This is a genomic window from Granulicella sp. L46 (assembly GCF_009765785.1).
Classification (GTDB): Bacteria; Acidobacteriota; Terriglobia; order Terriglobales; family Acidobacteriaceae; genus Granulicella.
In genome coordinates this window covers 1,411,921-1,438,215 of the sequence record NZ_LMUT01000012.1, presented here as the reverse complement: position 1 = coordinate 1,438,215, position 26,295 = coordinate 1,411,921, and the positions used below count along the sequence as shown (strand labels likewise).

The 26,295-nt window shown below is 61.1% G+C and carries 24 protein-coding genes and 1 tRNA gene; 8 read left to right on the top strand and 17 right to left on the bottom strand.

Annotated features, from left to right (window positions below):
• Positions 1 to 44 precede the first annotated feature (44 nt).
• The 6 genes from GSQ80_RS15390 to GSQ80_RS15365 form a co-directional block, all read right to left on the bottom strand.
• On the bottom strand, positions 45 to 656 hold the full coding sequence (locus tag GSQ80_RS15390) for a GNAT family N-acetyltransferase (RefSeq protein WP_158788443.1): 612 nt from the start codon (positions 654 to 656) through the stop codon (positions 45 to 47).
• Between the two features lie 106 nt (positions 657 to 762).
• Positions 763 to 1,935, bottom strand: a complete 1,173-nt coding sequence (locus GSQ80_RS15385; RefSeq protein ID WP_158788442.1) for a hypothetical protein — start codon at positions 1,933 to 1,935, stop codon at positions 763 to 765.
• Between the two features lie 115 nt (positions 1,936 to 2,050).
• Entirely contained in the window at positions 2,051 to 2,848 is a 798-nt protein-coding gene (locus GSQ80_RS15380; protein ID WP_158788441.1) for a hypothetical protein, read from the bottom strand.
• 250 nt (positions 2,849 to 3,098) lie between these two features.
• A complete protein-coding gene (gene yvcK, locus GSQ80_RS15375; protein ID WP_158788440.1) occupies positions 3,099 to 4,139 on the bottom strand; it encodes a gluconeogenesis factor YvcK family protein in 1,041 nt (346 codons plus the stop codon).
• A gap of 78 nt (positions 4,140 to 4,217) precedes the next feature.
• Positions 4,218 to 4,805, bottom strand: a complete 588-nt coding sequence (locus GSQ80_RS15370) for a lipopolysaccharide assembly protein LapB (protein WP_158788439.1) — start codon at positions 4,803 to 4,805, stop codon at positions 4,218 to 4,220.
• A gap of 113 nt (positions 4,806 to 4,918) precedes the next feature.
• The gene (locus GSQ80_RS15365) at positions 4,919 to 5,512 is read right to left on the bottom strand and encodes a DUF4254 domain-containing protein (RefSeq protein WP_158788438.1); all 594 of its coding nucleotides are present in this window, start codon (positions 5,510 to 5,512) and stop codon (positions 4,919 to 4,921) included.
• Between the two features lie 102 nt (positions 5,513 to 5,614).
• Between GSQ80_RS15365 and GSQ80_RS23775 the strand changes: the two genes are divergently transcribed.
• Both GSQ80_RS23775 and rfaE1 read left to right on the top strand, forming a co-directional pair.
• Complete coding sequence (locus GSQ80_RS23775; protein WP_158788437.1) at positions 5,615 to 6,769, top strand: glycosyltransferase family 9 protein; 1,155 nt, start codon at positions 5,615 to 5,617, stop codon at positions 6,767 to 6,769.
• A 63-nt stretch (positions 6,770 to 6,832) separates the two neighbouring features.
• Complete coding sequence (gene rfaE1, locus GSQ80_RS15355) at positions 6,833 to 8,302, top strand: D-glycero-beta-D-manno-heptose-7-phosphate kinase (protein ID WP_158788436.1); 1,470 nt, start codon at positions 6,833 to 6,835, stop codon at positions 8,300 to 8,302.
• Between the two features lie 97 nt (positions 8,303 to 8,399).
• Here rfaE1 and GSQ80_RS15350 read toward each other — a convergent pair.
• Positions 8,400 to 8,475, bottom strand: a tRNA-Lys gene (locus GSQ80_RS15350).
• Between the two features lie 163 nt (positions 8,476 to 8,638).
• Here GSQ80_RS15350 and GSQ80_RS15345 point away from each other — a divergent pair.
• Both GSQ80_RS15345 and GSQ80_RS15340 read left to right on the top strand, forming a co-directional pair.
• Positions 8,639 to 10,657: a DUF3857 and transglutaminase domain-containing protein gene (locus GSQ80_RS15345; protein ID WP_158788435.1), complete on the top strand. Its 2,019-nt coding sequence runs from the start codon at positions 8,639 to 8,641 to the stop codon at positions 10,655 to 10,657.
• A 34-nt stretch (positions 10,658 to 10,691) separates the two neighbouring features.
• Positions 10,692 to 12,725 (top strand): DUF3857 domain-containing protein, encoded by a 2,034-nt coding sequence (locus tag GSQ80_RS15340; protein WP_158788434.1) that lies wholly within the window; start codon positions 10,692 to 10,694, stop codon positions 12,723 to 12,725.
• A 15-nt stretch (positions 12,726 to 12,740) separates the two neighbouring features.
• Here GSQ80_RS15340 and GSQ80_RS15335 read toward each other — a convergent pair whose 3' ends face one another.
• A complete protein-coding gene (locus GSQ80_RS15335; RefSeq protein WP_158788433.1) occupies positions 12,741 to 14,336 on the bottom strand; it encodes a hypothetical protein in 1,596 nt (531 codons plus the stop codon).
• A 99-nt stretch (positions 14,337 to 14,435) separates the two neighbouring features.
• Here GSQ80_RS15335 and GSQ80_RS15330 point away from each other — a divergent pair, with 99 nt between their 5' ends.
• Together GSQ80_RS15330 and GSQ80_RS15325 are read left to right on the top strand one after the other, a co-directional pair.
• Positions 14,436 to 14,945, top strand: a complete 510-nt coding sequence (locus tag GSQ80_RS15330; protein ID WP_158788432.1) for a GtrA family protein — start codon at positions 14,436 to 14,438, stop codon at positions 14,943 to 14,945.
• 67 nt (positions 14,946 to 15,012) lie between these two features.
• Positions 15,013 to 17,013 carry an arginine--tRNA ligase gene (locus GSQ80_RS15325; RefSeq protein ID WP_158788431.1) on the top strand — a complete coding sequence of 667 codons (2,001 nt, stop codon included), beginning with the start codon at positions 15,013 to 15,015 and terminating at the stop codon, positions 17,011 to 17,013.
• Between the two features lie 209 nt (positions 17,014 to 17,222).
• On the opposite strand, the gene GSQ80_RS15320 is transcribed toward GSQ80_RS15325, so the two are convergent.
• From GSQ80_RS15320 to GSQ80_RS15280, 9 genes are all read right to left on the bottom strand, one after another.
• Positions 17,223 to 17,420, bottom strand: coding sequence for a hypothetical protein (locus GSQ80_RS15320; RefSeq protein WP_158788430.1), 198 nt, complete (start codon positions 17,418 to 17,420; stop codon positions 17,223 to 17,225).
• 522 nt (positions 17,421 to 17,942) lie between these two features.
• Entirely contained in the window at positions 17,943 to 18,557 is a 615-nt protein-coding gene (locus GSQ80_RS15315; protein WP_158788429.1) for a DNA-3-methyladenine glycosylase, read from the bottom strand.
• A gap of 21 nt (positions 18,558 to 18,578) precedes the next feature.
• On the bottom strand, positions 18,579 to 18,926 hold the full coding sequence (locus GSQ80_RS15310; RefSeq protein WP_158788428.1) for a DUF488 domain-containing protein: 348 nt from the start codon (positions 18,924 to 18,926) through the stop codon (positions 18,579 to 18,581).
• Between the two features lie 49 nt (positions 18,927 to 18,975).
• Positions 18,976 to 19,677 (bottom strand): NAD-dependent deacylase, encoded by a 702-nt coding sequence (locus GSQ80_RS15305; RefSeq protein WP_158788427.1) that lies wholly within the window; start codon positions 19,675 to 19,677, stop codon positions 18,976 to 18,978.
• A gap of 3 nt (positions 19,678 to 19,680) precedes the next feature.
• Complete coding sequence (locus GSQ80_RS15300; RefSeq protein WP_158788426.1) at positions 19,681 to 20,622, bottom strand: diacylglycerol kinase family protein; 942 nt, start codon at positions 20,620 to 20,622, stop codon at positions 19,681 to 19,683.
• 6 nt (positions 20,623 to 20,628) lie between these two features.
• A complete protein-coding gene (locus GSQ80_RS15295) occupies positions 20,629 to 22,152 on the bottom strand; it encodes a leucyl aminopeptidase (protein WP_158788425.1) in 1,524 nt (507 codons plus the stop codon).
• A gap of 288 nt (positions 22,153 to 22,440) precedes the next feature.
• The gene (locus tag GSQ80_RS15290; RefSeq protein WP_158788424.1) at positions 22,441 to 23,085 is read right to left on the bottom strand and encodes a dihydrofolate reductase family protein; all 645 of its coding nucleotides are present in this window, start codon (positions 23,083 to 23,085) and stop codon (positions 22,441 to 22,443) included.
• Positions 23,086 to 23,138: 53 nt separating this feature from the next.
• On the bottom strand, positions 23,139 to 23,720 hold the full coding sequence (locus tag GSQ80_RS15285) for a dihydrofolate reductase family protein (protein WP_158788423.1): 582 nt from the start codon (positions 23,718 to 23,720) through the stop codon (positions 23,139 to 23,141).
• 203 nt (positions 23,721 to 23,923) lie between these two features.
• Positions 23,924 to 25,150, bottom strand: a complete 1,227-nt coding sequence (locus GSQ80_RS15280; RefSeq protein ID WP_158788422.1) for a nitrogen regulation protein NR(II) — start codon at positions 25,148 to 25,150, stop codon at positions 23,924 to 23,926.
• A gap of 153 nt (positions 25,151 to 25,303) precedes the next feature.
• Here GSQ80_RS15280 and GSQ80_RS15275 point away from each other — a divergent pair, with 153 nt between their 5' ends.
• Positions 25,304 to 25,651 carry a helix-turn-helix transcriptional regulator gene (locus tag GSQ80_RS15275; protein ID WP_158788421.1) on the top strand — a complete coding sequence of 116 codons (348 nt, stop codon included), beginning with the start codon at positions 25,304 to 25,306 and terminating at the stop codon, positions 25,649 to 25,651.
• Positions 25,648 to 26,130: an SRPBCC domain-containing protein gene (locus tag GSQ80_RS15270; RefSeq protein ID WP_254059668.1), complete on the top strand. Its 483-nt coding sequence runs from the start codon at positions 25,648 to 25,650 to the stop codon at positions 26,128 to 26,130. Before GSQ80_RS15275 ends, GSQ80_RS15270 begins: the two co-directional genes overlap by 4 nt.
• Positions 26,131 to 26,295 lie beyond the last annotated feature (165 nt).

Below are 26,295 nucleotides of genomic sequence, written 5' to 3'. Positions count from 1 at the left end.
GCTCAGGATGACGGCGAAAACAGGCAAATGCAACTGCGATGAAATCAAACATTCGAACGGGCGGCGAGGCGGGATTGGAGGTGGGCTTTGGTGGTGGGCCAGTCTTCGCGGGTGATGCTGAACCAGATGCTGTGGCGGAGGGTGCCGTCGGGCATGAGGTAGTGGTTGCGGAAGGTGCCTTCGTAGATGGCGCCGATGGACTTCATGGCGTTTTGGGATTGCAGGTTTTCGTGGTGGGTCTTGAGAGCTACGCGGTTGAGGTTGAGGGTTTCGAAGGCGTAGGTGAGTTGGAGGAGCTTGGCTTCGGCGTTGATGAGGGTTCCGCGCGCGGGCGCGGCTAGCCAGGTGTGGCCTATTTCGGTGCTGCGATGGGTGAGGTCGAGATCGATGAAGCGCGTGGAACCGACTAGCTGGTCGGGGGTGTGGTCGTGGGATTTTTTTATGGTGACCCAGGTGAACATGTTGGGAGTGGAGAGGGCGAAGGTGGCCCAGGCGCGGAGGTCCTCGGGAGTGCGGAGGATGCTGAGCATGTAGCGCCAGATGGAAGGGTCGAAGGCTACAGCTTCGAGAGCGGGGAGGTGCGCAAGGGTGAGGGGTTCGAGGCGGACGTGGGCGCCTTCGAGCGTGGGGACTTGCATGAGGTTAGCGTACTGCATACGTCCGGGGCTAAAGCCCCTGCTTCCTTAGGACGCATGCCCAAGCCTAAAGGCTTGGGGTACCTGTTCGTCGCCAACCACCGATATCCAGTGTTTGCTTCGGAGATTACTTGGTGGGGGGCTTGGCGGGGATGCGTTGGGCGAAGGTGAAGGAGGCGCCGTTCCAGCCGCCGCGTTCGCCGCAGGAGGTCATCTTGCAGCCGCCGGTGTAGTCCTCGAAGGTGATGCCGGTGGAGGTGGGCTTGATGCCGAGGTGGCAGACCGGATCGGTGGAGTCCGAGGTGGTGGGCTTGTCGTCGTAAACGAAGCTGCCGTTTTTGCGATAGAGGGCGCCGCCGGAGAGGTCGCAGGTGTGGCCGTTGTAGAACTCGAGGTGAGCATCGAAGTGGATGGAGGCGCTGCCGACGGGGGTTAGGGTGAGGGTGTCGGTGGAGCGGTAGTGGTCGCCCTGAACGTCGCCGTTGGCGAAGGTGTGGCGGTACTTGCCGGCGATCTTTTGTGCGAGCGTAGCGGCGGTGGCGGGATCGCCGCGCTCGGTGTAGGCGGCGATGTGGTCGGTCTGCCTGGTGTTCATGAGGGCGATGTCGGCAGTGAAGCGATCGTGGAGGCAGGTGGAGGGATTGGATGCGGTGTCGCAGTGCTTCAGGATGGCGGCGTCGACGGCGACGGCGTGGCTGTAACCGTTCTCGTTGGGATTGGGGTTGGGGGTTAGGGGGAAGTCGGCGTAGAGGTCTTGCCACTGCTGTTCGAGCTTGGCTAGCGCGGCGTCGGTGCAGGTGGCGACGGTGGCGGGCGAGGCGTTGCTTAGGCATGCGTCGGCGTGTGGGCCGGTGTAGAGCGTGGTGGAGCGCTGCGGGTAGGTGTGCGAGAGGGTGATGGCGGGGCTGGTGCAGTAGTAGGAGGTGCAGGTTTTGCCGACGGCGGTGACGGTGATGCTTTTGGGATCGCGGTGAAGTTGGAGCTTGCAGGTCTGCGTCGCGGATTCGCCGGGGAGGTTGGCGGTGGCTTCGGTAGGGGAGGCGATGGTGAAGGTTGCTTTGCTGGCGGTGCCGCAGTTGCCACCGGGTACGCGGGCGGAGACGGAGAAGGTGCAGGTGGTGGCGGTGCAATCGGAGATGGTGAGGCGCTGGCCGTTGGCGGCGGAGGTGTCGGTGAAGGCGCCCCATTCGCCTTGCCAGGGGGATTGCTGCGCGTGAGCGAGGGTGGTGGCGAAGAGGATGAGGGCTAGGGTGAGAGGTTGGACGCGGACGTGGGCGCCTTCGAGAGTGCGGGTTCGCATGAGGTAAGCGTAATGCATACCTGCGGGGCTAAAGCCCCTTCTTTCACGCAGCAACTATGAGACCCAAGGCTGAAGCCTTGGGGTACCCGATTGTCGCCGGGTTATGGGTGCCGGGTTATGGCCGCCAAGGGCGCTCTTTTCTCGGCGCTGATTTCGACGGCTTGGCGGCGGTGATGCCCCCAGAGGAGGCGGCGAGGACGAGGGAGGTTCCGCTGAAGGCGAGGACTACGAAGCCGCTGGACCACTCGTCGCCGTTGTGGAGGGCGTGGAGGATGCGGGGGAGGTGGAGAATGACTAACCATCCGAAGAAGAGGATGAAGAGGCCGTAGGAGGCGTACTTGTCTTCGATGGTGGTGGCGATGGAGAGGCCGGCGGCGATGAGGGCAAGGCCGGTTCCGAGTACCCAGAGGTGATGGCCGGGTAGGTAGCGCGGGACGAGGGTGGAGAGATAACGGACGTAGAGGAAGTGCTGGATGCCGAAGATGATCATGGCAATGGCGAAGAAGAGGCGGCCAGGCATGAGCGAGTACTTACTTCCAGAGGAGAGGCCGTGGAGGATGAGCGCGGTGGAGGCGAGGCAGAGGCACTCGAGGAAGAGGGTGCGGCCGTCGCCGTCGTAGGCGACGTAGTTGAAGTGCATGAGGTAGAGGGCGGCGGTGCCGAGGAACAGGAGGCCGAGGATGAGGCTGACGGTTGTGGTTCTCCAGGTGGTGAGGAGAGCGAGGCCGGCGGCGATGCAGAGGGCGGCGAGCGCGTAGGCGAGGATGGTGTCGGGGTGCAGCCAGATGGGGCAGAGGGGGAGGCCGCGGCGGAGATGTCCGTAGAGGGCGTACTGGACGCCGAAGCCGAGGATGGCGAGGGCGTAGAAGATGCGGCCGGCGGTGGTGAGGGGTGAGGCGGCGGACTTGGGCATTTGGGTCGATTTTACGTTGCGTGTGGAGTGGGGGGCAGTGGTTGAAAAGGTGCCGGCGCTCTGGGTGATGCGAGGGGTTTCGGGGTCCTTCGGCTGCGTAGCTCGCTTGTGCGAGCTGCTTCGCTCAGGATGACAGATTTTGGGTGGTACGAAGAACGGGCGCGCTTTGCGCGAGAAGCAGGTTCCTTGCTGCGCTCGGAAAGGCAATTTCTTTTAGAAATTGTCAAAGAAAGACAAAGCCAACGGCAAGCTATGAGGAGAGGGCGGCGGGGGCGTTGGTGAGGGCTAGCTGGAGGATTGTTTCTGCCAGGACGTCGTAGCTGTGGCGTAGGACTTCGCCTTCGTGGACGAAGTTGCCGGTGATGGGCTCGACGCCGAGGGAGCGGATGCGTTCGAGGTCGGCGAGGATGGGGGTCTGGCCTTCGCTGGCGTAGCGGGCCAGAGTCTGGGTGCCGATGGGGGCTGTGTTGATGAGGGCGTAGTCGAAGATCTGCGTGCCGGCGTGGTCGAGGATTTTTTCGATGTGCTGTGAGGCGGAGAGGCCGAGCGACTCGTTGGCCTGCGTCATTAGGTTGCAGATGTAGACGCGGGTGGCGCTGGAGCGGCCGATGGCTTCGGGGATCTCGCGGACGAGGAGGTTGGTGATGAGCGAGGTGTAGAGAGAGCCGGGACCGAGGGTGATGAGGTCGGCGGCGGCGATGGCTTCGAGGGCCTCGGGGAGCGGGGAGGCGTCGGCGGGGGAGAGCATGAGCTCGGTGATGGAGCGCTCGGAGGCGGTGATGCTGGTTTCGCCGTGGACCGTGGTTCCGTCGTCCATGCGCGCGGAGATGGTGGCGTTGGCGGTGGTGCAGGGGTAGATGCGGCCGCGGGTGGCGAGGATTTGCGAGCTGACCTGGACGGCCTGGGCGAAGTCTCCCGTGATGCCTGTGAGGGCGGCGAGGAAGAGGTTGCCGAAGCTGTGGCCTTCGAGGTCTCCGTTGGCGAAGCGGTACTGGAAGAGCTGCGAGAGGAGGTGCTCGTCCTGGGAGAGGGCGACGAGGCAGTTGCGGATGTCGCCGGGGGGAAGCATGTGGAGGTCTTCGCGGAGGCGGCCCGAGGAGCCACCGTCGTCGGTGACGGTGACGATGGCGGAGAGCTCGCGGATGAGGGCGGGGAGGTTTTGGAGCGCAGGGTCGGCGAGTGGGGACGCGCCGGCGGGTGTGGCGACAAAGGCCTTGAGTCCGCGAAGGAGCGTGGAGAGGCCTGTTCCGCCACCGATGGCTACGACTCGAAGCTGGCGTGATGTACTCATCGTCCGCTCACTAGTTTAGTCGGACGGGAAGAAGGCCGGCGAGTTAGTGGTGTTTTGGAGGAAGGAGTCAACGCAGGGTCAGACTTCGGGGTAGAGGAGCTCGGTGAAGCGGGGGTCTTCGGCGACGCCATCGAAGTCCGAGTCAAGGCGGGCCTGGAGGCGGTTCTGGCCGTTGAGGCGGATGGCTTCGGTGAGGTGCTCGATGCAGGTGTCGTGGTCGCCGGTGAGCGAGGCGAGCAGGGCTAGGCCGTAGAAGGCGTAGTCGGCAGACTTCTCTTTGAGGAGGATTTCCTTGAGGTGCTGGCGGGCGTCTTCGTAGTTGCCCTGATTGAGCAGGGAGATGGCGTAATCGTAGCGCTCTTCGTGAGTCTGGAAGTCCGTGGTGCCCTTGTGGATCTGGGCGACGCAAGCGGAGATGTACATGCGAATGCGGTCGGCGAGGTCTTGCGGTGCGGACTCGAGCATTTTGGCGAAGGCCTCGTGGGCCTTCTCATACTTGCCGGCCTGCATGAGCTTGAGCGCGCTCTCATAGAGGGCGAGCGTGGATTTGCGGGCGGCGTCTGTGGCGTGTTGTGCGTTACCGGCGAGGGTGCGCGGGGCCTTGGACGCTGCGGGCGTCCTGGTTGCTTTGTTCTCTGAGGTCGATGTTGCCGGCTTCGTGGCCATGATGTTCTCGGGTTGGACGGATGGAGTTATAAGGATCAAACTACGGCGATGGTAACTGGGGTTATACGAGGCTGAGGGGGTTTAGGTCAAACACGAGTGTACCCGATAGATCGTCAGGCTGGATCGTCGAGTGGGGAACGGTTGTAGAGAACGGGGTTAAGTGTGGGGTCGTTATACATCTTAAGTTGGCGGTAGAGCTTGAAACGGCGGCGGCCGGCGAGCACATCCGACCAGAGGATGTCGAGGCAGGTTGCGAGGTCTGTACGCTGTTCGTTCAAGACGGCGAGCCGGGATTGGTTGCGGTGCTGGTGATCGGGGGTGGAGCGGTGAAGCTGCTCTTCGGTGTGAAAGATTTTGAGCGCGAGGATGGACAGGCGGTCGATGATGAGGCCGGGGGACTCGGAGTGGAGGGGAGCGGCCGAACTGTCGGGTGAGAGCTCAAGGAGGGCAATGTCGATCTGCTCGGCTAGATCGTTGCGGAGTTGGTTGAGGCGATCGATATCGTGCTTGACCTGGACGATGGTGGCGTCGGAGGCGTCGGGGTCGCGAGCTTCGTCTTCGCGGTGCCAGAGATCGTAGTTGGCGCGATGCTGGTCGAGGACGACTTGTTCGAAGGGCGAGGAAGGTGCCGGGGCCGGGGACGAGGGGTTGTGGCCGTGCGCGGTGAACTGGTCTTGAAGAGAGACGATGTGGGAGGCGACAAGCATGAGGCGTGATAGCAAGGATAACGGAGGCGCGGCGAAGATGGTAGGGGCGGGGGCGGCGCACGTGTGTGGTGTGGATACAGTGTGAAATGCGACACTGGAGGCATGGGAAAGAGGACTACGCGGAGGGTGCTGGTGTATCGGCTGGGAAGCCTGGGCGATATGCTGGTGGCGCTGCCGGCGCTGCACCTGGTGGCGAGAGCGTTTCCGGAGGCGGAGCGGCGGATGCTGACGAATGTGCCGGTGAGCTCGAAGGCGCCGGCGGCTGCGGCGATTTTGGAGGGGTCGGGGCTGGTGCAAGGGTATATGCGCTACGAGGTGGGGACGCGGAGTGTGGGGGAGCTGCTGGGGGTTTGGTGGTCGATCGTTCGCTGGAGGCCGCAAGTGCTGGTGTATTTGGCAGCGCCGCGCGGGGTGAAGGCGGCGCAGAGGGATGAGGCGTTCTTTCGGCTTTGTGGTGTGAGGCGGATCGTTGGGGTTCCACTGACGGAGGGGATGCAGCGGAACTATTATGGCGCGGCGACGGGCGGGAAAGATCATGCGATGGGCGATGGTCATTTGGAGCCGGAGGCGGGGCGACTGGCGCGGTGTATCGGGCAACTGGCCGCGGTGGGGGATATTGCCGATCCCGGAAGGCTGAATGATCCGGCTAGCTGGGATCTGCATTTGAGCGCGGAGGAGCGGGAGCGTGCGGCGCAGGCGATTGGTGGTGAGGCGCTGGCGGTGGAGTCCATTGCGGTGAGTGTTGGGACGAAGGTGCAGGCGAAGGATTGGGGCTCGGACAACTGGCGGGCGCTGCTGGGAAAGATGGCGGTGGAGTTTCCCGGGAGGGCGCTGCTGCTGTTGGGAGCGGAGGAGGAGAGTGAGGCGAGTGAGTTTGCGGCGGAGGGTTGGCGGGCGAATGGTGGTGGGATGGTGGTAAATCTTTGTGGGGCGCTGACGCCTCGGGAGAGTGCAGCGGCGATTGCGCGGGCGCGGCTGTTTGTCGGGCATGACAGCGGGCCGATGCACCTGGCGGCGGCGGTGGGGACGCCGGTGGTGGCGATCTTTGCGGCACGGAATATTCCGCGGCAGTGGTTTCCGTTTGGGAAGCAGCACCAGGTGGTGTATCACCGGGTGGAGTGCTGGGGGTGTGGGCTGGAGACGTGCATTGAGCAGCAGAAGAAGTGCTTGATGTCGATCGGGGTGGATGAGGTGATGGGGGTGGTGCGCTCACAGTTCTCAGTTCTTAGTGAAGGCAAAGCGATCGCTCACAACTGAGAACTGACATCTGAGAACTGAGAACTTGTGGTGCGATGATGGTTGGGGAAAGTTGAGACGACGATGCTGCCGGAGACACATGCGGTTCTGGGATTGTTGGAGGGCGGGTTTGGACACCTGAAGGTGTTGGTGGTTGGGGATTTAATGCTCGACCGCTACATCCTGGGTGAGGTGGATCGGATTTCTCCGGAGGCTCCGGTGCCGGTGCTGCGGCATGCGCAGCACTATGAGCGTGCGGGCGGTGCGGCGAATGTGGCGATGAACCTGGCGGGGCTCGGGTGCCAGGCGGTGCTCGCGGGATTCTGGGGTGAGGACAAGGATAAGGACGAGCTGGCCGCGCTGGTGGAGGCTGCGGGAATCGATACGGTGGGGGTGGTGACGACGAAGCTGCCGACGATCTCGAAGACGCGGATTGTGGGGCGGCAGCAGCAGTTGCTGCGGCTGGACATCGAAAGCAAAGACGCGCCGGGTGCGGAGGATCAGCAGCGGCTGCGGGAGCTTGCGGAGCAGCTGGTCAGCAAGGTGCACGCGGTGGTGTTGTCGGATTATGCGAAGGGTGCGGTGTCGGCGGAGTTGTGCGCGGCAGTGATTGCGGCGGCGAAGGTGGCGGGGATTCCCGTGCTGGCTGATCCGAAGACTCCAGACTTTGGTAAGTATGCGGGGGCGACGATGGTGTGTCCGAACCTGCAGGAGTTGGCGCTGGCGACCGGCGTGAGTTCGCATCTGCTCGCAGCGTTGCTGGAGGCTGGCGAAGCGCAGCGCGAGAAGTGTGGGCTGAAGTATCTGACGGTGACGATGAGCGAGAAGGGGATTCGCGTGCTGTGGGATGGCGGGTCGTATCATTCGCCGGCTCGGGCTCGCGAGGTGTTTGACGTGTCGGGCGCGGGCGATACGGTGATTGCTACGCTGGCCGCGGCACTGGCTGGTGGGTTGAAGATTGAGACAGCGGTGGAGCTGGCGAATTTGGCAGCGGGGATCGTTGTGGGCAAGATGGGCACGGTACCGATCGCGGGGCATGAGCTGGTGGCGGCGATGACGCCGTCGAGCGGAATTCGCGGCGACGAGAAGGTGTTGAATGGCGAGCGGCTGGCCAAGCGCGTGGCGGAGTGGAGAGCTGCGGGCGAGACGATCGTGTTCACGAACGGGTGTTTCGATCTGCTGCACGTGGGGCATGTGACGCTGCTGGAAGAGTGCCACCGATTTGGGACGAAGCTGGTGCTGGGATTGAATGCCGATGCGAGTGTGTGCCGGCTGAAGGGGCCGACGCGACCGGTGGTGGGAGAAAACGAACGCGCACGAGTGATGGCAGCGCTGGCGGCGGTGGATGCGGTGGTGGTGTTCGAGGAAGACACGCCGCTGGAGCTGATTCGGGCGGTGAGGCCAGACGTGCTGGTGAAGGGTGGGGATTATTCCATCGAGACGGTCGTGGGGCATGAAGAGGTGATTGCCGCCGGAGGACGCGTGGAGATTGTGCCGACGGTCGAGGGATTTTCTACGTCGAACATCGTGCGTAAGCTGAAGGCGAGCGAATAAGAGCGCGAAGTCAGTGTTCGGGCTCGTCGGTGAGGACGAGGGCTACTCCTGCCTGCTGCAGAGACTATTGCGCTCATTTGTAGGTGGGATGGTGAGGTGGTGAGCGGGCTGGGGCTCGAACCCAGGACCAACGCCTTAAAAGGGCGATGCTCTACCAACTGAGCTACCCGCTCGCTCCTTGATTAAGGTAGCACGAAGGGCAGTATTCGTTGCGGTGGCGGTGGAATTCGATTCGGACTTGCATGGCGCCGAGAAGACACGTATAAATCAACCACTAAATCTCTTACCTAGCGGGTCTCCATGAAAGTGGGAGGCGGGACACACAGAGCTGCCGCCATGCAGTCGAGAGTTGCAGTAGATCGCGGTCGCGCGGGCGGTCGACTGGCGATTCTGTTGGTGGGCGCGGTGGCGCTCGGGAGTGGTGTTCGAGCGCGGGCTGGAAACCTTTTTGGGTCGCAGCCGGTGCCGGATTGGGTGAAGACGGCGGCGCAACAGAAGCTACCGGAGTTCCACGGAAATCCCAAGGCGGTGGTGCTGCTCGAGGAGACGACGTATACGGTCGACCAGAAGGGGCAGGCGGTTGAGCATGTGCGCAGGGTGGTGAAGATTCTGCGGCCGCAGGGACGGGATTATGGGTACCCGTGGGTGTCGTACGACAAGGACTCGAAGGTACTTTCGCTGCATGTGTGGAGCATTGACGCGGCAGGTCACGAGTACACGATGAAGGACAACGAGATTGTGGATCTAGGAGCGCCCGGGGGGAGTGGGGAGTTGTACTCGGATGACAGGGCGAAGGCCGCGGATCCGCCGGGACGGGATCCGGGCGGCATCATCGCATATGAGTACGAGAAGCGCGAGCGGCCGTACCTGGCAGAGACGAATTGGGGCTTTCAGGACGATCTCCCGCGAATCCAACAAAGCTTCACACTGGCGCTACCTCCGGGCTACACGTACACAACGACGTGGGCTCGGCATGCGAAGGTGGATGGGATCGATCTGGAAAATCATTCCTATCGCTGGGAGATGAATAACGAGTCGGCGATTGACCTGGATCACGTACCGATGGCGCCGGGTGAGGGATCCCAGGCGGCGCGCATGACGGTGCACTATGCAGGGCCCGGATTGATGGAGCCGCAGGATGGCACGTGGCAGGGCATTGGCGAGTGGTATGAGGGATTGGAGCGCGGCCGAGTGGAGTCTGCGCCAGACATCGCGGCGAAGGCTGCAGAGTTGACGGCGGGTAAGACGGATTTCTTCGACAAGGCAGAGGCTATCGGAGAGTTCGTGCAGCAAAAGATCCGATACGTCGCGATCAAGATGGGAGTTGGCGGCTATCAGCCTCATGCGGCGGAGGATATCTATCGTGGACGGTATGGTGACTGCAAGGACAAGGCGACATTGCTGTCGGCGATGCTCTCGAGCGTAGGGATTCATAGCGCGTTGCTGATGGTGGATGTAGAGCGGGGCGTGATCGATCCGGATGCGCCTTCGATCTGGGGCGACCACATGATTGCGGCGATCGAAATTCCGAATGGGTATGAATCGGCGAAGCTGCACAGTGTGGTGACGGCGAAGACGGGCAGGCGGTATCTGATTTTTGATCCGACGTGGGATATGACACCGTTCGGGCAGCTGGAGGACAACCTGCAGGGCAGCTATGGCGTGCTGATGGAAGGCAAGGATAGCCAGATCATCGAGCTGCCGGTGATGGATCCGAAGCTGAACACGATCCGGCGCTCAGGGAAGTTTGAGCTGAGTGCGGATGGGACGCTGAAGGGATCGGTTACGGACCTGCGGTTCGGGGATCTGGCGGAGACGAGGCGGCAGGTGTTCTCAAGCGAGGGCGAAAAGAAGCAGACAGAGTATATGAACCGGGTAATCGCGCAGGATTTTACGGGGGCGTCGATGACTGGTTTGAAGGTGGAGAATGTGGATGCCCTCAACAAGGATTTGACGACCACGTTCGATTTGCAGGCGAGCCACTTCGCGAGTTTTACGGGGCCACTGCTGATGGTTCGGCCGCGAGTGCTGGGAAGTTATGGGCTGGACGTGGATCGTAAGCCCCGCCATGTGGAGATCGATCTGGAGCAGACGATGCAGGGCACCGATGAGTATGACATCGAGCTGCCACAGGGGTACGTGGTGGATGAACTGCCGGATCCGGTCAAGATCGACGTTGGATTTGCGAGCTATGTGAGCTCAACTGAGTTGCATGGGCGCGTATTGCACTATAGCCGGACCTACACCGTGAGACAGGTGACGGTGCCGGCGACAAAGTATGAAGCGGTACAGCAACTGGCGGCAGCTATTGCTGCGGATGAAGACAGTCAGGCAATTTTGAAGCGCGGAAACTAAAGGACACAGACTAAGAGGGAGTGAACGGCTGGCGATGACGACGAGAACGATCGGTGCATGGATATTGACGGCCGTGGCAGTGAGCGGCGTGGCGTGTGCGCAACAGGCGAGTTTCATGCCACCGACGCCGGAAGAGCTATCGATGACCTCGTTGCCGGGATACCCAGGAGCGGCAGCGGTGGTGCTGAATCGTGAAGAGAGTACCAAGGACGATCTTCACGGAGTGTTCCATTACGAACGCATCAAGATTCTGACCAAAGATGGGGAGAAGTATGCGAATGTGACGCTACCCTTTGTCACCGTCGCACAGAACGAATCGTCCCTCACTGGCGATGACAAGACGCTGGAAGACATTACAGGACGGACGATCCACGCGGATGGCACGATCATTCCTTTCACGGGCAAGCCCTATCTGAAAGTACTGGAGAAGGCCCAGGACGTGAAGGTGCAGGAGAGAGTGTTCACGCTGCCGGATGTTGAGGTGGGAAGCATTATTGAGTACCGCTATGCAACGCGGATCGCCGATAACATTTATGAGGCACCCCAATGGATCATCCAGGGAGACTTGTATGTGAAGCAGGCGCATTACATTTGGTACCCGACATCCAGGGAACTTGAAGATAGTCACGGCAGTATTACGACGATTACCTGGCTTCCGATACTTCCGGCGGATGCCAAAATCGAGCGTCGCGATGTCCCGCATTCCGAATTTACGCATGAACCAATTCAGGTCTTCGAGTTGACGATTAAGGATGTTCCGCCGGAGGTGAAAGAGGCCTATATGCCTCCTATCGCGAGTTTCAGCTACCGGGTTCTGTTCAACTTCACGGCGGAACATACGGCAGCAGAGTGGTGGAAGGATGAAGGCAAGGACTGGTCGAAGGGAATGGACTCCTTCGCAGATCCGAACTCGGATCTGAAGAAGAAGACGGCGGACATTACCGTTGGAGCTACGAGCGATGATCAGAAGCTGCAAAAGATTTATGCGGCGGTGATGCAGCTGGAAAATACGCGTTACACCCGAGCTCACGATAAGCAAGAAGATAAAGCCGAGGGCGGCCATCAGATAAAGAACGCAGCCGACGTGCTGAACCACAAACGAGGCAGCGAGACACAGATCACCCAGCTGTTTGTGGGAATGGCGAGGGCGGCGGGTATGAAGGCTTACCTAATGCTGGTGCCGGATAGAAGCGAGGAGCTCTTTCTTCAGGGCTGGCTGAGCTTTCGACAGTTCGACGACGTGATTGCGATTGTCAATGTGGACGGCACAGAGAAGTACTTCGATCCGGGATGCAGATACTGTGCCTATGGTCACCTTGCGTGGGAGCATACCTTGGTGCAGGGTTTGCGACAGTTCGATAAGGGCACTGAATTTGGCGGAACTTCCAGCGACGACTACAAATTCAACGAACTGACACGGGTGGCGAACTTGAAGATGGATGAGGCCGGCCAGATTACGGGCACGATCGATCTGGCCTTTATGGGAGCGAACGCAGTGGAGTGGCGGCATAGGGCATTGAGCGGGGACGAGGAGAGTCTGAACCACGCGCTGCGGACGCATCTGGAAGACATGGTGCCGAGGTCGCTGCAGGTAAAGGTCGACAAGATAGAAAATGTTGCGGATTATGAGCAGCCGTTGAAGGTGAGCTACGATGTGACTGGAACGCTGGGAACGCGTACGGGAAAACGCGTCCTTGTGCCCTCGGATATCTTCCTGAGTGGCGAGTCGGCGCCCTTCGCCGATGTAAAGCGGCAGCAGTCTGTCTATTTCCACTATCCCCGGTATGTGCAGGATGCACAGCGAATTAATTTGCCGGCGACGATGAGTGTGGAAGCGCTGCCCGACACGGCGAGGTTCGATCTTCCGAAGCAGGAGGCTTACACCCTTGCGATTACCGGCGATGCAAAAGGTTTTACTACGCGACGGAACTACATTCAGGGTGAGTTGCTGGTCATGCCGAAGGACTATGACAGCCTGCGCAAGTTTTATACCCAGTTCGAGAGTAAAGACCAGGAGAGCGTGGTGCTTAAGACCGCGCCGGCGGTTGCTGCGTCGGGCGGAAACTGACCGCGGGCAGGAGGGTCACGGGCGCGCAGCTACGAGGCTGCACACCTTGATGACGCCATTGTTATAAGGGCATTCGTGCGCGGTTGGAGCTGCGGCGTGAAGAACCATCCAGGTAACGCCGAGGGGGAGTAGACGCGCATCGCGGACGGCGTCGGTTTCGGTGGAGAGGTTGGTTTGGGCGTCCGCTCCCTGTAGCCATTGCGTGGCGAGGGAGGGTGTGATGGCCGCTTCGCCGCCGTCCTTGGAGAAGTCAGGGACGGCGCTGCGGAGAGCGATGGGGCGGAAGGTTTGCGCGTCTTCGCCGTCCTCGTTGACGTACTTGGTGTCGAGGGCGAAGAGTGCGTCGGGTGGGGTATTGTCGCGAGCCCAGAGAAAGGCCTGAACCCAGGGGTTGGGATTCTGCTGCGCGAGCCAGGGGAACTCGAGGTGCTCGGACGTGGGGAAGGTCTGGCGCTGCACGTAGAACATGGTGCCGGCGAGGGCCAGGATGAGGATCGCGGGTAGGACTGCGAGTGCAGTGCGGCCGACTTGCGATTGCAGGCGGCGGCGGGTTTCGAGCGCGATCTCGGTGAGGGTTGCGCCGAGGAGTAGGGTCATGATCGCGTAGATGAGAAGGAAGACGCGCAGAGGCTGCATGCGGGCCACGAGGTGGGAACGACTGCCTTCGTGCGCGAAGAGAAGGGCGACGAGGGTTGCGATGCATCCGATGGCGATGCAGGCGCGGCAGAGAGCGGCAGCGGCGGCGTTGAGTGGGTCGGATTGCTTGCGATAGCGGGTGAGCAGCGCGGCGAGAACGGCTAGCGGACCGACGAGTCCGAGGAGCTCAAACCATTGCCATTGGGAGAGGAACCAGTAATAACGGGATTTCTCCGCGGCGATGATGGTGGGGGTTTCGGTGGGGGCGATGGTTTGAAGAATCGTCGCGAGCGTGAGTGCGGAGAGCGCGAGGATTGCGTAGGCGATGTAACGCCGGCGCAGGTGGGAGAGGCGCAGGACGAGGACGAAGGCGAAGGCGTACGCGGCCATCAGAGGGTGGAAGGCTGCTGCGAGGATGAGGCAGAGGGTAGACCAGACGAGTGGGTGGAAGCTGGGACGGTCCTCAAGGGCGAAGGCAACGGCCAGCAGGGAGAGCGGTGTGGAGAGGCTGCGCGCGGTGACGTATGGGTCCATCAGTAGTAACGAGGTGCCTGCGATGGGGAGGGTCCAGAAGGCAGCGAGAAGGCAGAGGCCGGCGAAGCGCGCGGGTTCGCTGGAGATGGCGTGTCGCAAGATGCGATGAGCAGCGTAGAAGGTAAGCCAAAGGCTGAAGAGATCGGTGAGCAGCAAAACCCAGGCTAGTGAGAAGTGGGTCAGGTGGACTAGGAAGGCGAGGACGGGGGCGAAGACGGAGAAGTGTAGGTGCTCACTGACGAAGACGGTGTAGTGAGGGAACAGGGTTGGGTTGAGAGTTAGTTGTACGCCTGCTACGTAGAGGCCACCGTCTTCGGCCAACGGGTGATAGCCGTTGAGGAGAAGTGTGAGGACGGCTAATGCGACCACGGCAAGGTGAATGGACCAGGGCGGAAGAAGCCTGGGGGACAAGTTGGGGTCTGGCCGCGTCGAGGAAATCATTTTGTTCTGAGGTTGACGATACAACCAAATGCGAAGCGACGATCGAGGGAGCGAGTTTGTGTTCGCGCCTCGCGAGTTGCGGCTAGAATAAGAGGTGTGTTGTCCAGCCACAAACCCTCCCTACTCGAAGCCGAGACGCCGCCCGATCCCAGCGCACATGGCCCTTTTGCTGCGCTTCGGCGGGTTTTGCCGTCGGGCGAGGTCATTCGATTCCTGCTCGTCGGCGGATCCAATACGCTGATCTCACTGGGGCTTTATTCGGGATTTGTGATCCTGTTCGGGTATCTGCTCCCGCACCACGGGAAACCGCTGATCGCGGATATTGCGCAAATCGTGTCGAAGCCCCTGGCGATCACGGTCGCGTTTCTCTGCTACAAGCATTTTGTGTTTCGCACAAAAGGCAACTATTTAAAAGAATGGTTGAAGTGTTTCGCCGTGTATGGAATCAGTACGCCAGCGGAGTTGATCATTCTGCCGTTGGCGACCAAGGCGTTTCTGGTGCCTGCGTTGACGCATCCCTACGCTCCGTTTCTGGCGGGGATTGTGAACTCGGTAATCATTGCGTGCTACAGCTACTTTGCGCATAAGAAGTTCTCGTTCAAGCGCTAGCGCTTTGGGTGTGCAGTTTCTGCGTTGCGATGCTTGGACGTTTAGCTAAAGGTTCAGAAAGACAATCATGTATAGAACATTGCAATTGCAGTTGCAGGCACGGATCGAGGCGCTGTTGATGGAGCGCTACGAGATTTCGCTGGCGAATCTTGCGGTCGAGTTGCCGCCGAAGATTGAGTTTGGAGAGATGGCGCTTCCGGTTGCTTTCGAGTTGGCGAAGCGGCTGAAGAAGGCTCCGCGTGCGATTGCACAGGAGTTGCAGGCGGAGTTGGCCGCAACTCCCGGTGTGGCTGCGGTGGAGATTGCCGGCGCGGGTTATTTGAATGTGAAGCTGGATCGCGCGGCGATGGTGAAGCGCATGGCGGCGGATGAACATGCGGCGGTGGGCGGCGGTGGGTTTCGGCTGGTCGAGCATACGAGTATCAATCCCAACAAGGCTGCGCATGTAGGGCATCTGCGGAACGCGATCCTGGGCGACAGCTTTGCGCGGATGCTGAAGAAGGATGAGTACAAGGCTGGTTGGGATACCGGCGTGCAGAACTACATCGACAACACTGGCGTGCAGGTGGCCGATATTGTGGTGGCGATGACGGAGTTGCAGGGTATGTCGTTGGCGGATGTGCGCGCGTGGATGGCGGAGTTGCAGGCCGCGGGCAAGCGGTTGGATTATGCATGCTGGGATCTGTATGCGGAGGTTTCGCAGTGGTATGAGGCGGATGCGCCGCGCGTGGGGGAGCGTCGGCAGCTGCGGTTGGATACACTGCATGCGATTGAGGCTGGTGGAAATGAGAAGGCAGAGATCGCGGAGCTGATCGCTACTGGTGTGCTGCGGCGGCATTTGGAGACGATGGAGCGGTTGGGGATTGAGTATGACTTTCTGCCGCGCGAGAGCGAGATTCTGCACTTACACTTCTGGGAGACTGCGCGCGCGCTGATGGTGGAGCGCGGTGTGCTGTATCTCGAGACGGAAGGGAAGAACAAGGGTTGCTGGGTGATGCGGCGGGCGATCTCGGCGGCTGCTGGTGTTGAGTTGTCGGAGAGTGGACCAGACGAGGACGCGAAGATTATTGTGCGGTCGAATGGGACCGTGACGTATGTGGGGAAGGACATTGCGTATCACCTTTGGAAGTATGGGCTGCTGGGGAAAGATTTTGGGTATGCGAAATTTCGCGAGTATGCGACACATACTTGCTGGATTTCGACTACGCATGGTGAAGATCCTCATCCGAGCTTCGGGCATGCGGACGCGATTTATAACGTGATCGATTCGCGACAGGATGATCCTCAGACGCAGGTGAAGGAGTCGTTGCGGGCGCTGAGTTATGTCGATGAGAGCGATCGGTACACGCATTTGAACTATGCGTTTGTGGGGCTGACTGCGCGGACTGCGGAAGATCTTGGCTATGTGCTGAGCGATGAAGATAAGGCTAAGAATTTTATTGAGGTGAGCGGACGCAAGGGCTTCGGCGTGAAGGCCGATGATTTGATCGATCGCATGATTGCGGCTGCGCGAAAGGAAGTGGAAGCGCGGCATCCGGAGTTGGAGGAAGCCGAGCGTGCGCAGATTGCTGAGGCGATTGGTGTGGGCGCGCTGCGGTTTTTCCTGCTGCGGTTTACGCGCAATACGGTGATCGCGTTCGACTACCAGGATGCGCTGGCGTTCGATGGAGAGACGGGGCCGTATGCGCAGTATGCTGCTGTGCGGGCGGCGAATATTTTTCGTAAGGCTGGTGTGAGCGAAGAAGCCGCGATGGCGGCTGTCGCTGATTTGGATTTGGCAGAGATGCTCGTCGGTGATGAGGGGACGAGTGTGTGGGAGGTTTGGCTGACGGCGTCGCGGCTGTCGCTGGTGCTGGAGCAGGCGATCGCGGCGGCGGAGCCGGCTATGCTGGCGCGGTATGCGTTTGCGCTGGCACAGCAGTTCAATAACTTTTATCACCGGCATCACATTTTGACTGAGACCGATGAGGCTCGGAAGATGCTGCTACTGGCGACCGCGGCGGTGGCTCGGCGGGAGTTGGTTCGGGTGCTGGGGTGGTTGGGGATTGTGGTGCCCAGCGCGATGTAGGGTGGGGGCCCCCCTCCCCCCAGACCCTCCTGTACTACTTTTTGGCTAAAGGCTTCAGCGGCTTGATGTTAGGGAGTAAAGTCTGCGCCACGCTTCTGCCCGCAAAGTGTTGAGAGGCTTGGGGATAAAGGGCCAAGGTCTCGGCCTGCGGGACTTTTCGCGCAAAGTACTCAGGGGGTTGGGGTTAGTTGCCAAAGTATCTGAATGGGCTAGAGAGAGGCTGTAAGTGGTGCATTCAGGGAGCTTGAGGGCGAGGGTAGACCACGGTAGATGCGCCGGGGTGCGCGCGTTGGTTTGCGCTCGGGGTGGTGGAAGTAACAGAAGGGTTCGTTGCGGAGGGCGGGAGAGCCGCAGCGGTGGTGGTCGGGGAAGAGATGGTGGCAGGTGGGTGCTGGGATGGTTGTCATGGGTGGGGGCTCCCCCCGGATACTTTTTGGGCGCACGGTGTTGAGGGGAATCGGTCGGATTTGGCCGTTTCCGCGTTAAATGCGAAAGCCCGGGTCCTGCGCGGACGGCGAAGGGCTTCGCGTGGCTGTCCTTGCGAGGGTGCTGGGCTGTGAGTGGATTTGGGTCTACTTCTATTGTAGCGAGTTGGATAGGGTAACTATGCCAAGTTTTTGAAGATTTAATCGCCAGTGTTTATGCGGGGTTTGGCGGTTTTAGGGGTCGGAGGGGGCTTGACACGTTTTGGCGGCGAGTTGATTTGTGGCGAGGTGGAGGAATGCAATTTAGTCGCTACGCCTGCGGCTTCACTCCGGCCTGCGGCAGCGAGGAAGGGCCTTCGGCCCAGCGTTATGAGACCCAAGGCTGAAGCCTTGGGGTACCTAGAAGCTCACTGCGGGGCTGCCCTCCCATGCGAGCCTTGAGGCCGTCGTGAAGATGAGTTTGGACAGGGGCGGGAGCGGTCGCGCTGGCGCGCGATGCCCACTTTAGTGACGATGGGACCGTCGCGAAGATAGGGCACCCGGGTCCGGCGCGGTCATGAGAAAGCGGAGGGGCATGTCGACTGCCTTGCTAATGCCTATGCGGGGGGTGGCGGTGATGGAGGTGGGGCGAAAGCCGTCGTCGAGGACGCGCAGGGGCGATTTGGCGCGGGTGACGTCGAGGCCATTTTCGGCGAGGGTGATTCCTAATGCCTCGCAGAGACGGCCGGGGCCGGAGCAGAGGAGCTTTGGTTTTACGGGAGAGGCGAGTCCGCGAAGGCGGGCCATCGTGTCGAGGCCTGCGACGGGTTGAAGGGCGCGGATGAGCACGCCGCCGGGTTCGCCTTCCGGTTGGCATGAGAAGTTCAGACAGTAGTGCATTCCGTAGATGAAATAGACGTAGGAGAAACCGGGCGGCCCGAAGAGGACTGCGTTGCGCGCTGTCTTGCCGATGAAGGAGTGGGAGGCGGGATCGGAGAGGCCGAGGTAGGCTTCGATTTCCGTGATGCGTCCGGTGAGGCGCTCGCCGTTGAGATTGCGGGTGATGAGCTTGCCTAGCAGGTTGCGTGCGACGATGTCGGGTGAATCGAGATAGAAGCTACGCGGAAGGAGGGTGGGCATAGGCAGGGAATAAGGGCGAATTCATTTCGACTTCAGGAGTTTTTGCAAGACTACGGCTTCGTTGTGCTGCTGGTCGCGGGCGCCGTAGATTAATGTTGCCGGTCCCTTGGCGGCTGCTTCTTTCAGGAGCGAGAGGGGCTCAGGGTTGTGCTTGAGTTCCTCGCGATAGCGCGTCTGGAATTCTGTCCATCGAGCGGGATCGTGGGCAAACCACTTGCGCAGGTCGGTGCTGGGGGCGACATCCTTTAGCCAGAGATCGACCTTGGCTTTCTCCTTCGTAAGGCCTCGCGGCCAAAGGCGGTCGACGAGGATGCGCGTTCCGTCGTTGGGGGTGGGCTCTTCGTAAACGCGTTTGATTTGAATATTCATGGTGAGCTCAATGACTCTTTGAGTGCTCGGCGAAGGAAGACGGATCAGATTATTTTAGGGAAGCGGCGAGGGTGGGAAGGACTTCGGTGGCGGGGCCGAGGAGGATTTCGTCGAAGGCTTCGGCGTTTAGCGGGGCTTCAGGGCCGGCGTAGATTGTGCGGATGCCGCGCTGGTTGGCGATGTGGACGAGGCCCGCGGCGGGGTAGACAGAGCCGGAGGTTCCGACGACGAGGAGGGCGGTGGCGCGAGCTAGTTCGGCATAAATTTCTTCCAAGGCGAGGGGGATTTCGCCGAACCAGACGATGTGCGGGCGGACGGGGTGGCCGCAGACTTTGCAGGTGGGGAGGGTGGTTTCGTAGGTGGCTGCGTCGGGGAAGGGGGCGTTGCAGCGGGTGCAGCGGGATTGGAAAAGGCTGCCGTGCATGTGGTGGATGTGGTGCGAGCCGGCGCGCTCGTGGAGGTCGTCGACGTTCTGGGTGCAGAGGTAGAAGCGGCCGGGCATCTGGCGTTCGAGTTCGGCGAGGGCGAGGTGGCCGGCGTTGGGCTGGGCGGCGAGGGCGTCGCGGCGGCGCATGGAGTAGAAGCGCCACACGAGGGTTGGGTCGGCGTGCCAGGCTTCGGGCGTGGCGACGTCTTCTACGCGATGGCCGTTCCAGAGGCCTCCGGATCCGCGGAAGGTGGCGAGGCCGCTTTCGGCGGAGATGCCCGCGCCGGTGAGGACGAAGAGGCGGTCAGTGGCTGAGAAGGGCATGAGCTAGTTTAGGCGGATTCCAATCGGCATGAGAATCCGCACCGCGTCCGGTACCAGTGTGACGGTCATTGGGGTGGTGCCGAGCCATTCTCCGTCCGCCTGCACTTGCACGCGTGCGGTCTTGCCAGCGCCGCAATGATAGGTGTCTACGTGGACTGTTTGAACAAAGCGGTTCCAGCGGTGCAGATGTGCCCAGCTCAGGGCGAACCATGCGGGTAGCGAGATGCGAGCTGGGTCCGCAGCGATGGACAGGGTGAAGTGTGGATGCTCGATGGAGGCGCCGCGAATTAGTGGGCTGAAAAGGCCGCCGAGATCTCCTACGCGGACCGACATGGCGCTGACGGCTTGCTGTGTGGTTGGGGCGCCGGCAAGCGTGTGGGTAATGGTGAAAGACGAGAAGTGATGCGTGGAGAAGAGGAGTGCTGCGCGCAGGTAGTACATCAATCGGCCGAGGCTGTGTTTGCCGCTTGCCAGCATCTTGTATACGAGAGTGCCGTCGGGGCCTGCGCCTGCCATGACGATGAAGTATCGCGAAGCTTCGCTGGTCGGCGTTTCGAAAGTAACTTTGCCGAGCGGGATTGTTTGGGGCTGATAGTCGAGCTGCTGCAGGGCTGCTCGGATTGGGTCGAGTGGAAGGCGCAGATGTCTTGCAAGTGCGTTTGCGCTGCCTAGAGGGATGATGCCTAGCGTGGCGTCGGGATGAAAGATCAGCCCCTGAAGAACTTCGTGGATGGTGCCGTCGCCACCACAGGCGAAGATCGTATCGATTCCCTGAAGGCATGCTTCGGAGGCCTGGCGGGCAGCGGTGCCGGGGGCTTCGGTGGGTTGGGTCGAGACGTCGATGCCGCGGGTGCGAAGAGCTTGGGCGATTTGTTCGATGGTGCGCAGGCGTTTGGTGCGGCGGCGTCCTGATGCGGGATTGAAGAGCAGGAGGACTCGGCGCATGGTGGGTTAGCTGGCGTAGGAGCGGATCCATTCGGTGATGGTGCGGATGGCTACGCCGCTGGGGCCTTTGGATTGCCAGGGCTTGGCGTCGTCTAGCCAGGTTACGGCGGCTATGTCGAGATGGATCCAGGGAGTGTCGCCTACGAATTCTTTTAGGAACATGGCGGCGGTGGTCGCTCCGCCGTAGCGGCTGCCGGTGCTGTTGAGGATGTCGGCGATTTGGGATTTGATTTGGTCGCGGTAGTCGTCGGTGCAAGGCATCTGCCAGAACTTTTCGCCTGCGTTCCAGGCAGCGGAGAAAAACTTACCCGTGGTCTCGTCGTTGTTGCTGAAGAGTCCGGCGTTGATTTGGCCTAGCGCGGTACCGATGGCGCCGGTGAGGGTGGCGGCGTTGATGAGGTGGGTGGCGCCGAGGGTTTGGGCGTAGTGGAGGCCGTCGGCGAGGACGAGGCGGCCTTCGGCGTCGGTGTTCATGATTTCGATGGTCTTGCCGGACATAGCGGTGACGACGTCGCCGGGTTTGAAGGCGTGGCCGTCGGGCATGTTCTCGCAGGAGCAGATTACGCAGAGGACACGGACGTTGGGCTTGAGCTGGGCGATGGCTCGCATGGAGGCGATCATCGAGGCGGCGCCGGCCATGTCGTATTTCATCTTGTCCATGTCGGCGGCGGGCTTGATGGAGATGCCGCCGGTGTCGAAGGTGATGCCCTTGCCGACTAGGCCGATGACGGGCGCGTTGGCGGGTGGTGGGGTTGGGGGTTCGTAGCGAAGGACTATGAGGGCGGGGGGTTGCGGGGAGCCTTGGGTTACGGACGCGAAGGCTCCCATTTTTAGCTCGAGGATTTTCTCGATGGAGTGGACTTCGCAGGCGAGGTTGAATTCGGCGGCCATGGCGGCGGTGCGCTTGCCTAGCTCGGTGGGGGTGAGGATGTTGCCGGGCTCGTTGATGAGGGTGCGGGCGAAGTTCTGGGATTCGGCTACGATGACGCCTTCGTTGAAGGCGGTTTGGAGGGCGTCGGTGATGGGGGTGGGGGTTAGGACGGTAAGGCTTTCGATGCTTAGGTCTTTGCGGTCGGCGCGGTAGAAGTCGATGTCGAAATCGGCGAGGATGGCGCCTTCGGCTATGGCGCGGATGCACGGACCGGGTGGGAGGAGTGGGTGTTCGGGGAGGGTGAGGGCGAGGGTTCGGAGAGTGCGGGGGCGAGCGAAGCGGATGGCTACGCCGGCGGCCTTGCGGAGCTCGTGGGGGGTGAGTTTGTCGGCCTTACCGAGGCCGATGAGGAGGAGGCGCTGGGCCTTGAGGCCGGTGGGGGCTGGGAGGAGGAAGGTCTCGCCGAGGGTGGCTTTGAAGTCGCCGGAGGTTAGCCAGGGGGTCGCGGCGGTTTGGATTGCGGCGTTGGTGGTGAGGAGGGTGGGGGCGGCGGGGGAGTCTTTGATTCCGGGTGCGGGGCTTGCGGTGTCGGTGACGAAGACTACGAGGAGTGGGGTGGCGACGTCGGCGGGGGACTGGTGAAGCAGAGTGGTGGTCACACTGTCTATGGTAACGCTGTCCGATGCGGACAGCGGGTCCTGCACGGACCGCGTGGCTTCGCGTGGCGGCACTTCGTGTGGGCAGCAGGAGGAAAGCAATTTGGTCGTTTCGCCTGCGGCTTCACTCCGGCCTGCGGCAACGAGGAAAGGAGCTTCGGTCTGGCGTTATGAGACCCAAGGCTAAAGCCTTGGGGTACCTAGAGGCCGCTGCAGACCCTAATCATGACGATGGGGCTGTCATGAATGGGCACCCGGCCGGGCAGCTAACAAAAAGCGAGGGTTCTTCATTTAGCTTCTCGTGAGTACCACGTGGGTCGCGTGTTCCGTCGCCTCGTGCTCTGTTACGGAGAATCCCATAGCCGGCAGATCAAGACCGGTGAGGAGTGCCTCCCCTTGACCGAGCAGAACCGGTGCAACTGCCAGGTGGACGGAATCAACGAACCCTGCCTGCAGATACTGCCGCACAGTGGAGACACCGCCTCCGATCTTGACGTCCTTGTCGCCCGCTGTTTGTTTCGCGAGCCTCAGTGCCTCTTCGATCCCGCTGGTGACGAAGTAAAAGGTCGTTCCACCTTCCATCACGAGGGGCTCGCGCGGGTAGTGGGTCAGAACGAAGGTGGGCGCATGGTATGGCGGATTGGGCCCCCACCATCCTTTCCACGAGTCGTCCGGCCATGGGCCACGCACCGGACCGAACATGTTGCGACCAAGGATGAACGCGCCAAAGTTTTCCATCGACCGCCGTCCATACGTATCGTCCAGGCCGGTCGATCCGCCTTCCTTCCCGACCATGGTGCAGAATGTTTTGGTAGGGAAGAACCACTGGAAGATTTCCGGACCTCGCTTACCCAGCGGATACTCCAGGCTCTGCTCGATGCCTGCTCCAAAACCGTCCAGTGAAATACCAAACCCCGCGACACGAACCTTTGACATGGATGCTCCTTGCTAACGATGAATGTGCGTCAGGCCTGGTTGAGTCGGCGTGATCAGGCGGGGACGTAGGTTAGGCGGACTGCGTCTTCTCCGATGGGCTCGTGGTTGACAAGGCGGAGCGGAGGGCGAGGGCCGGCGAAGTAGGGTTTGCCGCCGCCAAGGATGTAGGGGCGGAAGTACAGGCGGTACTCGTCGATGAGACCTGCGGCGGAGAGGACGTTGGCAATCTCGGGGCCGGCGACGTCGATGTCTCCCTTTCGTTCGGCCTTGAGGCTTCGGGCAAAGTCGATTACATCACCTTGGATAAGGGTGGCGTTCGGGCCAACGAACTTCAGGGAACGGGAGGCGACCCACTTTGGCTTGGGACGCCAAGCGGCGGCGAATTCATGCTCATGGTCGTCCCAATCCGGCTTGTCTTCATCCCAGTAACGCATGACCTCATAGATGCGTCTGCCGTAGAGCATGCCGTCCAGGCTGCGGACGTTGTCGACGAAATGGCGGAAGCTGGTTGGGCCCGGTGGCGGCATTTCGGCGGCTGCCTGCGCGGATAAGACTCCTTCCGAACTGGGGCCGCCGGAAGGTCCGGCGACATAGCCATCGAGAGATTGCATCATGCCGAAGATGAGCCTGGCCATACTGCCTCCTGATTTCTACTTGCAGCGTGCAAGTTGTTTGAACATAGCCCAGACCCGGGACTTACTGCAATCTGTGATGAGGCGGGAGGCCAAGGCGCAAATAGACCGTAGAGCTTGCTAGGACTTGTATAGGGAGTAGGCGGTCAACCGGGTTGGCTACCCCACTCATGACTATGGTGGCGTCATGAATTGGGCACCCAACTTTACGCCGTGGCGAGAGCGGGGGCGTGGGGGAGGGTGATGGAGAAGGTGGTGCCGTGTTTGGGGCCGTGGGTTCTAGAGCGGACGCGGATGGTGCCACCGTTTTTGTCGACGAGCTGCTTGCAGACCCAGAGGCCGAGGCCGGTGCCGACCGTGCCCTTGGTGGTGAAGAAGGGGTCGAACATTTGCTTGGCGGTGGCGGTGGTGATGCCATGACCGCAGTCGGAGACGGAGACGCGGATGCGGCTTTTGCCGCTGGCAGGGTCGAGGGATGCGGAGGTGCGGATGATGATGCGGCAGTCGTGACCGACGGCGTCGAGCGAGTTGGCGAGGAGGTTGGCGAGGATCTGGCGAAGCTCGCCGGCGATGCCGAGGATGTTGAGCGGGTTGTCGCATTGCTGTTCGACGGTGGCGCCGTTGGCCTGGATTTTGGATTTGAGGAGGTCGACGACTGACTCGACAAGATCGCAGGCGGAGTTGCTGGTGGCGGCGGAGAACTCGCGATAGAAGCCGAGGGTCTGGCGGGTGATGTGGGCGATGCGCATGAGTTCGCCGTCGGCGATGTCGAGGTAGAGGCGCGCCTGGTCGGGGAGGTCGGGTGTTGAGCGGACGAGGTAGAGGGTGTTCATCATGGCCTCGAGCGGGTTGTTGATCTCGTGGGCGATGCTGGCGGCCATGCGGCCGGCGCTGGCTAACATCTCGCTGCGCAGGAGGGCTTCTTCGGCTTGCTTGCGGGCAGAGTTGTCGGTGCCGATGAGGAGGTAGCCGATGATGATGTCCTGGGCGTCGCGGAGTGCGGTTACGGAGACGACGGCGGGGAAGCGGCTGGCATCCTTGCGGCAATAGGTGAGCTCGTAGATGTCCTCGATGCCGCGGGAGGCTTTGAAGACGAGGGCTTCGAAGCCGGGGGTGATGTTGGTTCCGAATTCGATGCTGAGGGCGGCGGCACGGGCGATGAGCTCGAACCTGTCGGAGAGGTCGGCGGGTGTGACTCTGTTGATGACTTCGGCGGCGGTGTAGCCGAGCATGCGTTCGGCGCCGACGTTGAAGATCTGGATGACGCCGTGGGCGTCGGTGGCGATGCTAGAAAAGTTGGCGCTGTTGAGGATGGCGCGCTGCAGGGCGCCGGCTTTCAGGAGGATTTTGTCCGTCCGAATGCGCTCGTTGATTTCTACTGACAAATTTTGCTCGGAGTCTCGCGTCTGCGGTTGGATCTGTAGTTCCGGCACGTGCGGTTCCTCGAACACACCTAAGTGATTGTCTGCTTTGGTGAAGAAAGTGGATGTGCCGTATTGCTCACATGGCTGGTGGGTCGGGTGGGCAGGGCGGAGCCAAATAATTCTGACTTGACAATAAGTTATTACTTATATAAGTTGATGCTTATGAATTTTGCTCTCAATCTTGACGGTGCTTTTTCCGCGCTTGCTGATCCGACCCGGCGAGCGATTCTTGCACGGCTTGCGAAAGGGGAAGCAACGGTGTCGGAGCTGGCGGATCCGTTCGACATGACGCAGCCGGCGATCTCTCAGCACCTGAAGGTGTTGGAAGAGGCGGGGCTGATTTCGCAGCGGGCGGAGGGTACGAAGCGGCCGCGCCGGCTGGAGAGGGCGGGGATTGAGGCGATGGACGAGTGGCTTGCAATGCTGCGGAAGGGTCTGGAGAAGAGCTATGAGCGGCTGGATGACGTTCTTGCCGCGATGGAGAAACCTAAAAAGGAGAAGAGACGATGAGCAAATCGACGCTGAACAAAATGACGCTGGAGACGGAAGGTGAGACTCACGTAATCGTAACGAGGCGGTTCGCCGCTTCTCCTGAAGCGGTGTATCGGGCGCACACGGATCCGAAGTTGATCCAGCAATGGCTGCTGGGGCCGGAGGGATGGGTGATGCCGGTCTGCATCTACGAGGGGAGGCCCGGTGGGAAGATTCGCTACGAGTGGACGAAGGTTGATGGGAGTAAGGGGTTTTTCATTACGGGCGAGATCCTGGAGATGGGGCCGGAACACCGGATTGTTCACGTGGAGCGAATGCACATACCGGATCCGACTCCTGACAATCAGGTTGAGACGCGGTTCGATAAAGACGGTGCGGGAACGTTGATGACGATGCGGATGACGCTGCCCGATGTGCAGACGCGTGCGATGATGTTGGCTTCCGGGATGGAGCGGGGAATGGAAGCGAGCTACGTGCGGCTGGAGGGGATGATCTGAGCGGTGAGGGCAGGGCGCACGTGGGCGGTTTGATCCAGGGCGATGGCCTGTGCCGGCTTAGGTCGAGCCGTGGGTCCTGGCGGTGGCATGCGGGCGAGGAAGTTTTGGCTTGACTTCATTGAGGCTGTGAAGGATTGTGGTGGAAAGTCATTTAGGGAGAGCTGG

Coding starts and splice junctions, on each gene's coding strand:
- GSQ80_RS15390 (WP_158788443.1), bottom strand. CDS start 656: ATGCAGTACGCTAACCTCATGCAAGTCCCCACGCTCGAAGGCGCCCAC.
- GSQ80_RS15385 (WP_158788442.1), bottom strand. CDS start 1,935: ATGCGAACCCGCACTCTCGAAGGCGCCCACGTCCGCGTCCAACCTCTC.
- GSQ80_RS15380 (WP_158788441.1), bottom strand. CDS start 2,848: ATGCCCAAGTCCGCCGCCTCACCCCTCACCACCGCCGGCCGCATCTTC.
- yvcK (WP_158788440.1), bottom strand. CDS start 4,139: ATGAGTACATCACGCCAGCTTCGAGTCGTAGCCATCGGTGGCGGAACA.
- GSQ80_RS15370 (WP_158788439.1), bottom strand. CDS start 4,805: ATGGCCACGAAGCCGGCAACATCGACCTCAGAGAACAAAGCAACCAGG.
- GSQ80_RS15365 (WP_158788438.1), bottom strand. CDS start 5,512: ATGCTTGTCGCCTCCCACATCGTCTCTCTTCAAGACCAGTTCACCGCG.
- GSQ80_RS23775 (WP_158788437.1), top strand. CDS start 5,615: ATGGGAAAGAGGACTACGCGGAGGGTGCTGGTGTATCGGCTGGGAAGC.
- rfaE1 (WP_158788436.1), top strand. CDS start 6,833: ATGCTGCCGGAGACACATGCGGTTCTGGGATTGTTGGAGGGCGGGTTT.
- GSQ80_RS15345 (WP_158788435.1), top strand. CDS start 8,639: ATGCAGTCGAGAGTTGCAGTAGATCGCGGTCGCGCGGGCGGTCGACTG.
- GSQ80_RS15340 (WP_158788434.1), top strand. CDS start 10,692: ATGACGACGAGAACGATCGGTGCATGGATATTGACGGCCGTGGCAGTG.
- GSQ80_RS15335 (WP_158788433.1), bottom strand. CDS start 14,336: ATGATTTCCTCGACGCGGCCAGACCCCAACTTGTCCCCCAGGCTTCTT.
- GSQ80_RS15325 (WP_158788431.1), top strand. CDS start 15,013: ATGTATAGAACATTGCAATTGCAGTTGCAGGCACGGATCGAGGCGCTG.
- GSQ80_RS15320 (WP_158788430.1), bottom strand. CDS start 17,420: ATGACAACCATCCCAGCACCCACCTGCCACCATCTCTTCCCCGACCAC.
- GSQ80_RS15315 (WP_158788429.1), bottom strand. CDS start 18,557: ATGCCCACCCTCCTTCCGCGTAGCTTCTATCTCGATTCACCCGACATC.
- GSQ80_RS15310 (WP_158788428.1), bottom strand. CDS start 18,926: ATGAATATTCAAATCAAACGCGTTTACGAAGAGCCCACCCCCAACGAC.
- GSQ80_RS15305 (WP_158788427.1), bottom strand. CDS start 19,677: ATGCCCTTCTCAGCCACTGACCGCCTCTTCGTCCTCACCGGCGCGGGC.
- GSQ80_RS15300 (WP_158788426.1), bottom strand. CDS start 20,622: ATGCGCCGAGTCCTCCTGCTCTTCAATCCCGCATCAGGACGCCGCCGC.
- GSQ80_RS15290 (WP_158788424.1), bottom strand. CDS start 23,085: ATGTCAAAGGTTCGTGTCGCGGGGTTTGGTATTTCACTGGACGGTTTT.
- GSQ80_RS15285 (WP_158788423.1), bottom strand. CDS start 23,720: ATGGCCAGGCTCATCTTCGGCATGATGCAATCTCTCGATGGCTATGTC.
- GSQ80_RS15275 (WP_158788421.1), top strand. CDS start 25,304: ATGAATTTTGCTCTCAATCTTGACGGTGCTTTTTCCGCGCTTGCTGAT.
- GSQ80_RS15270 (WP_254059668.1), top strand. CDS start 25,648: ATGAGCAAATCGACGCTGAACAAAATGACGCTGGAGACGGAAGGTGAG.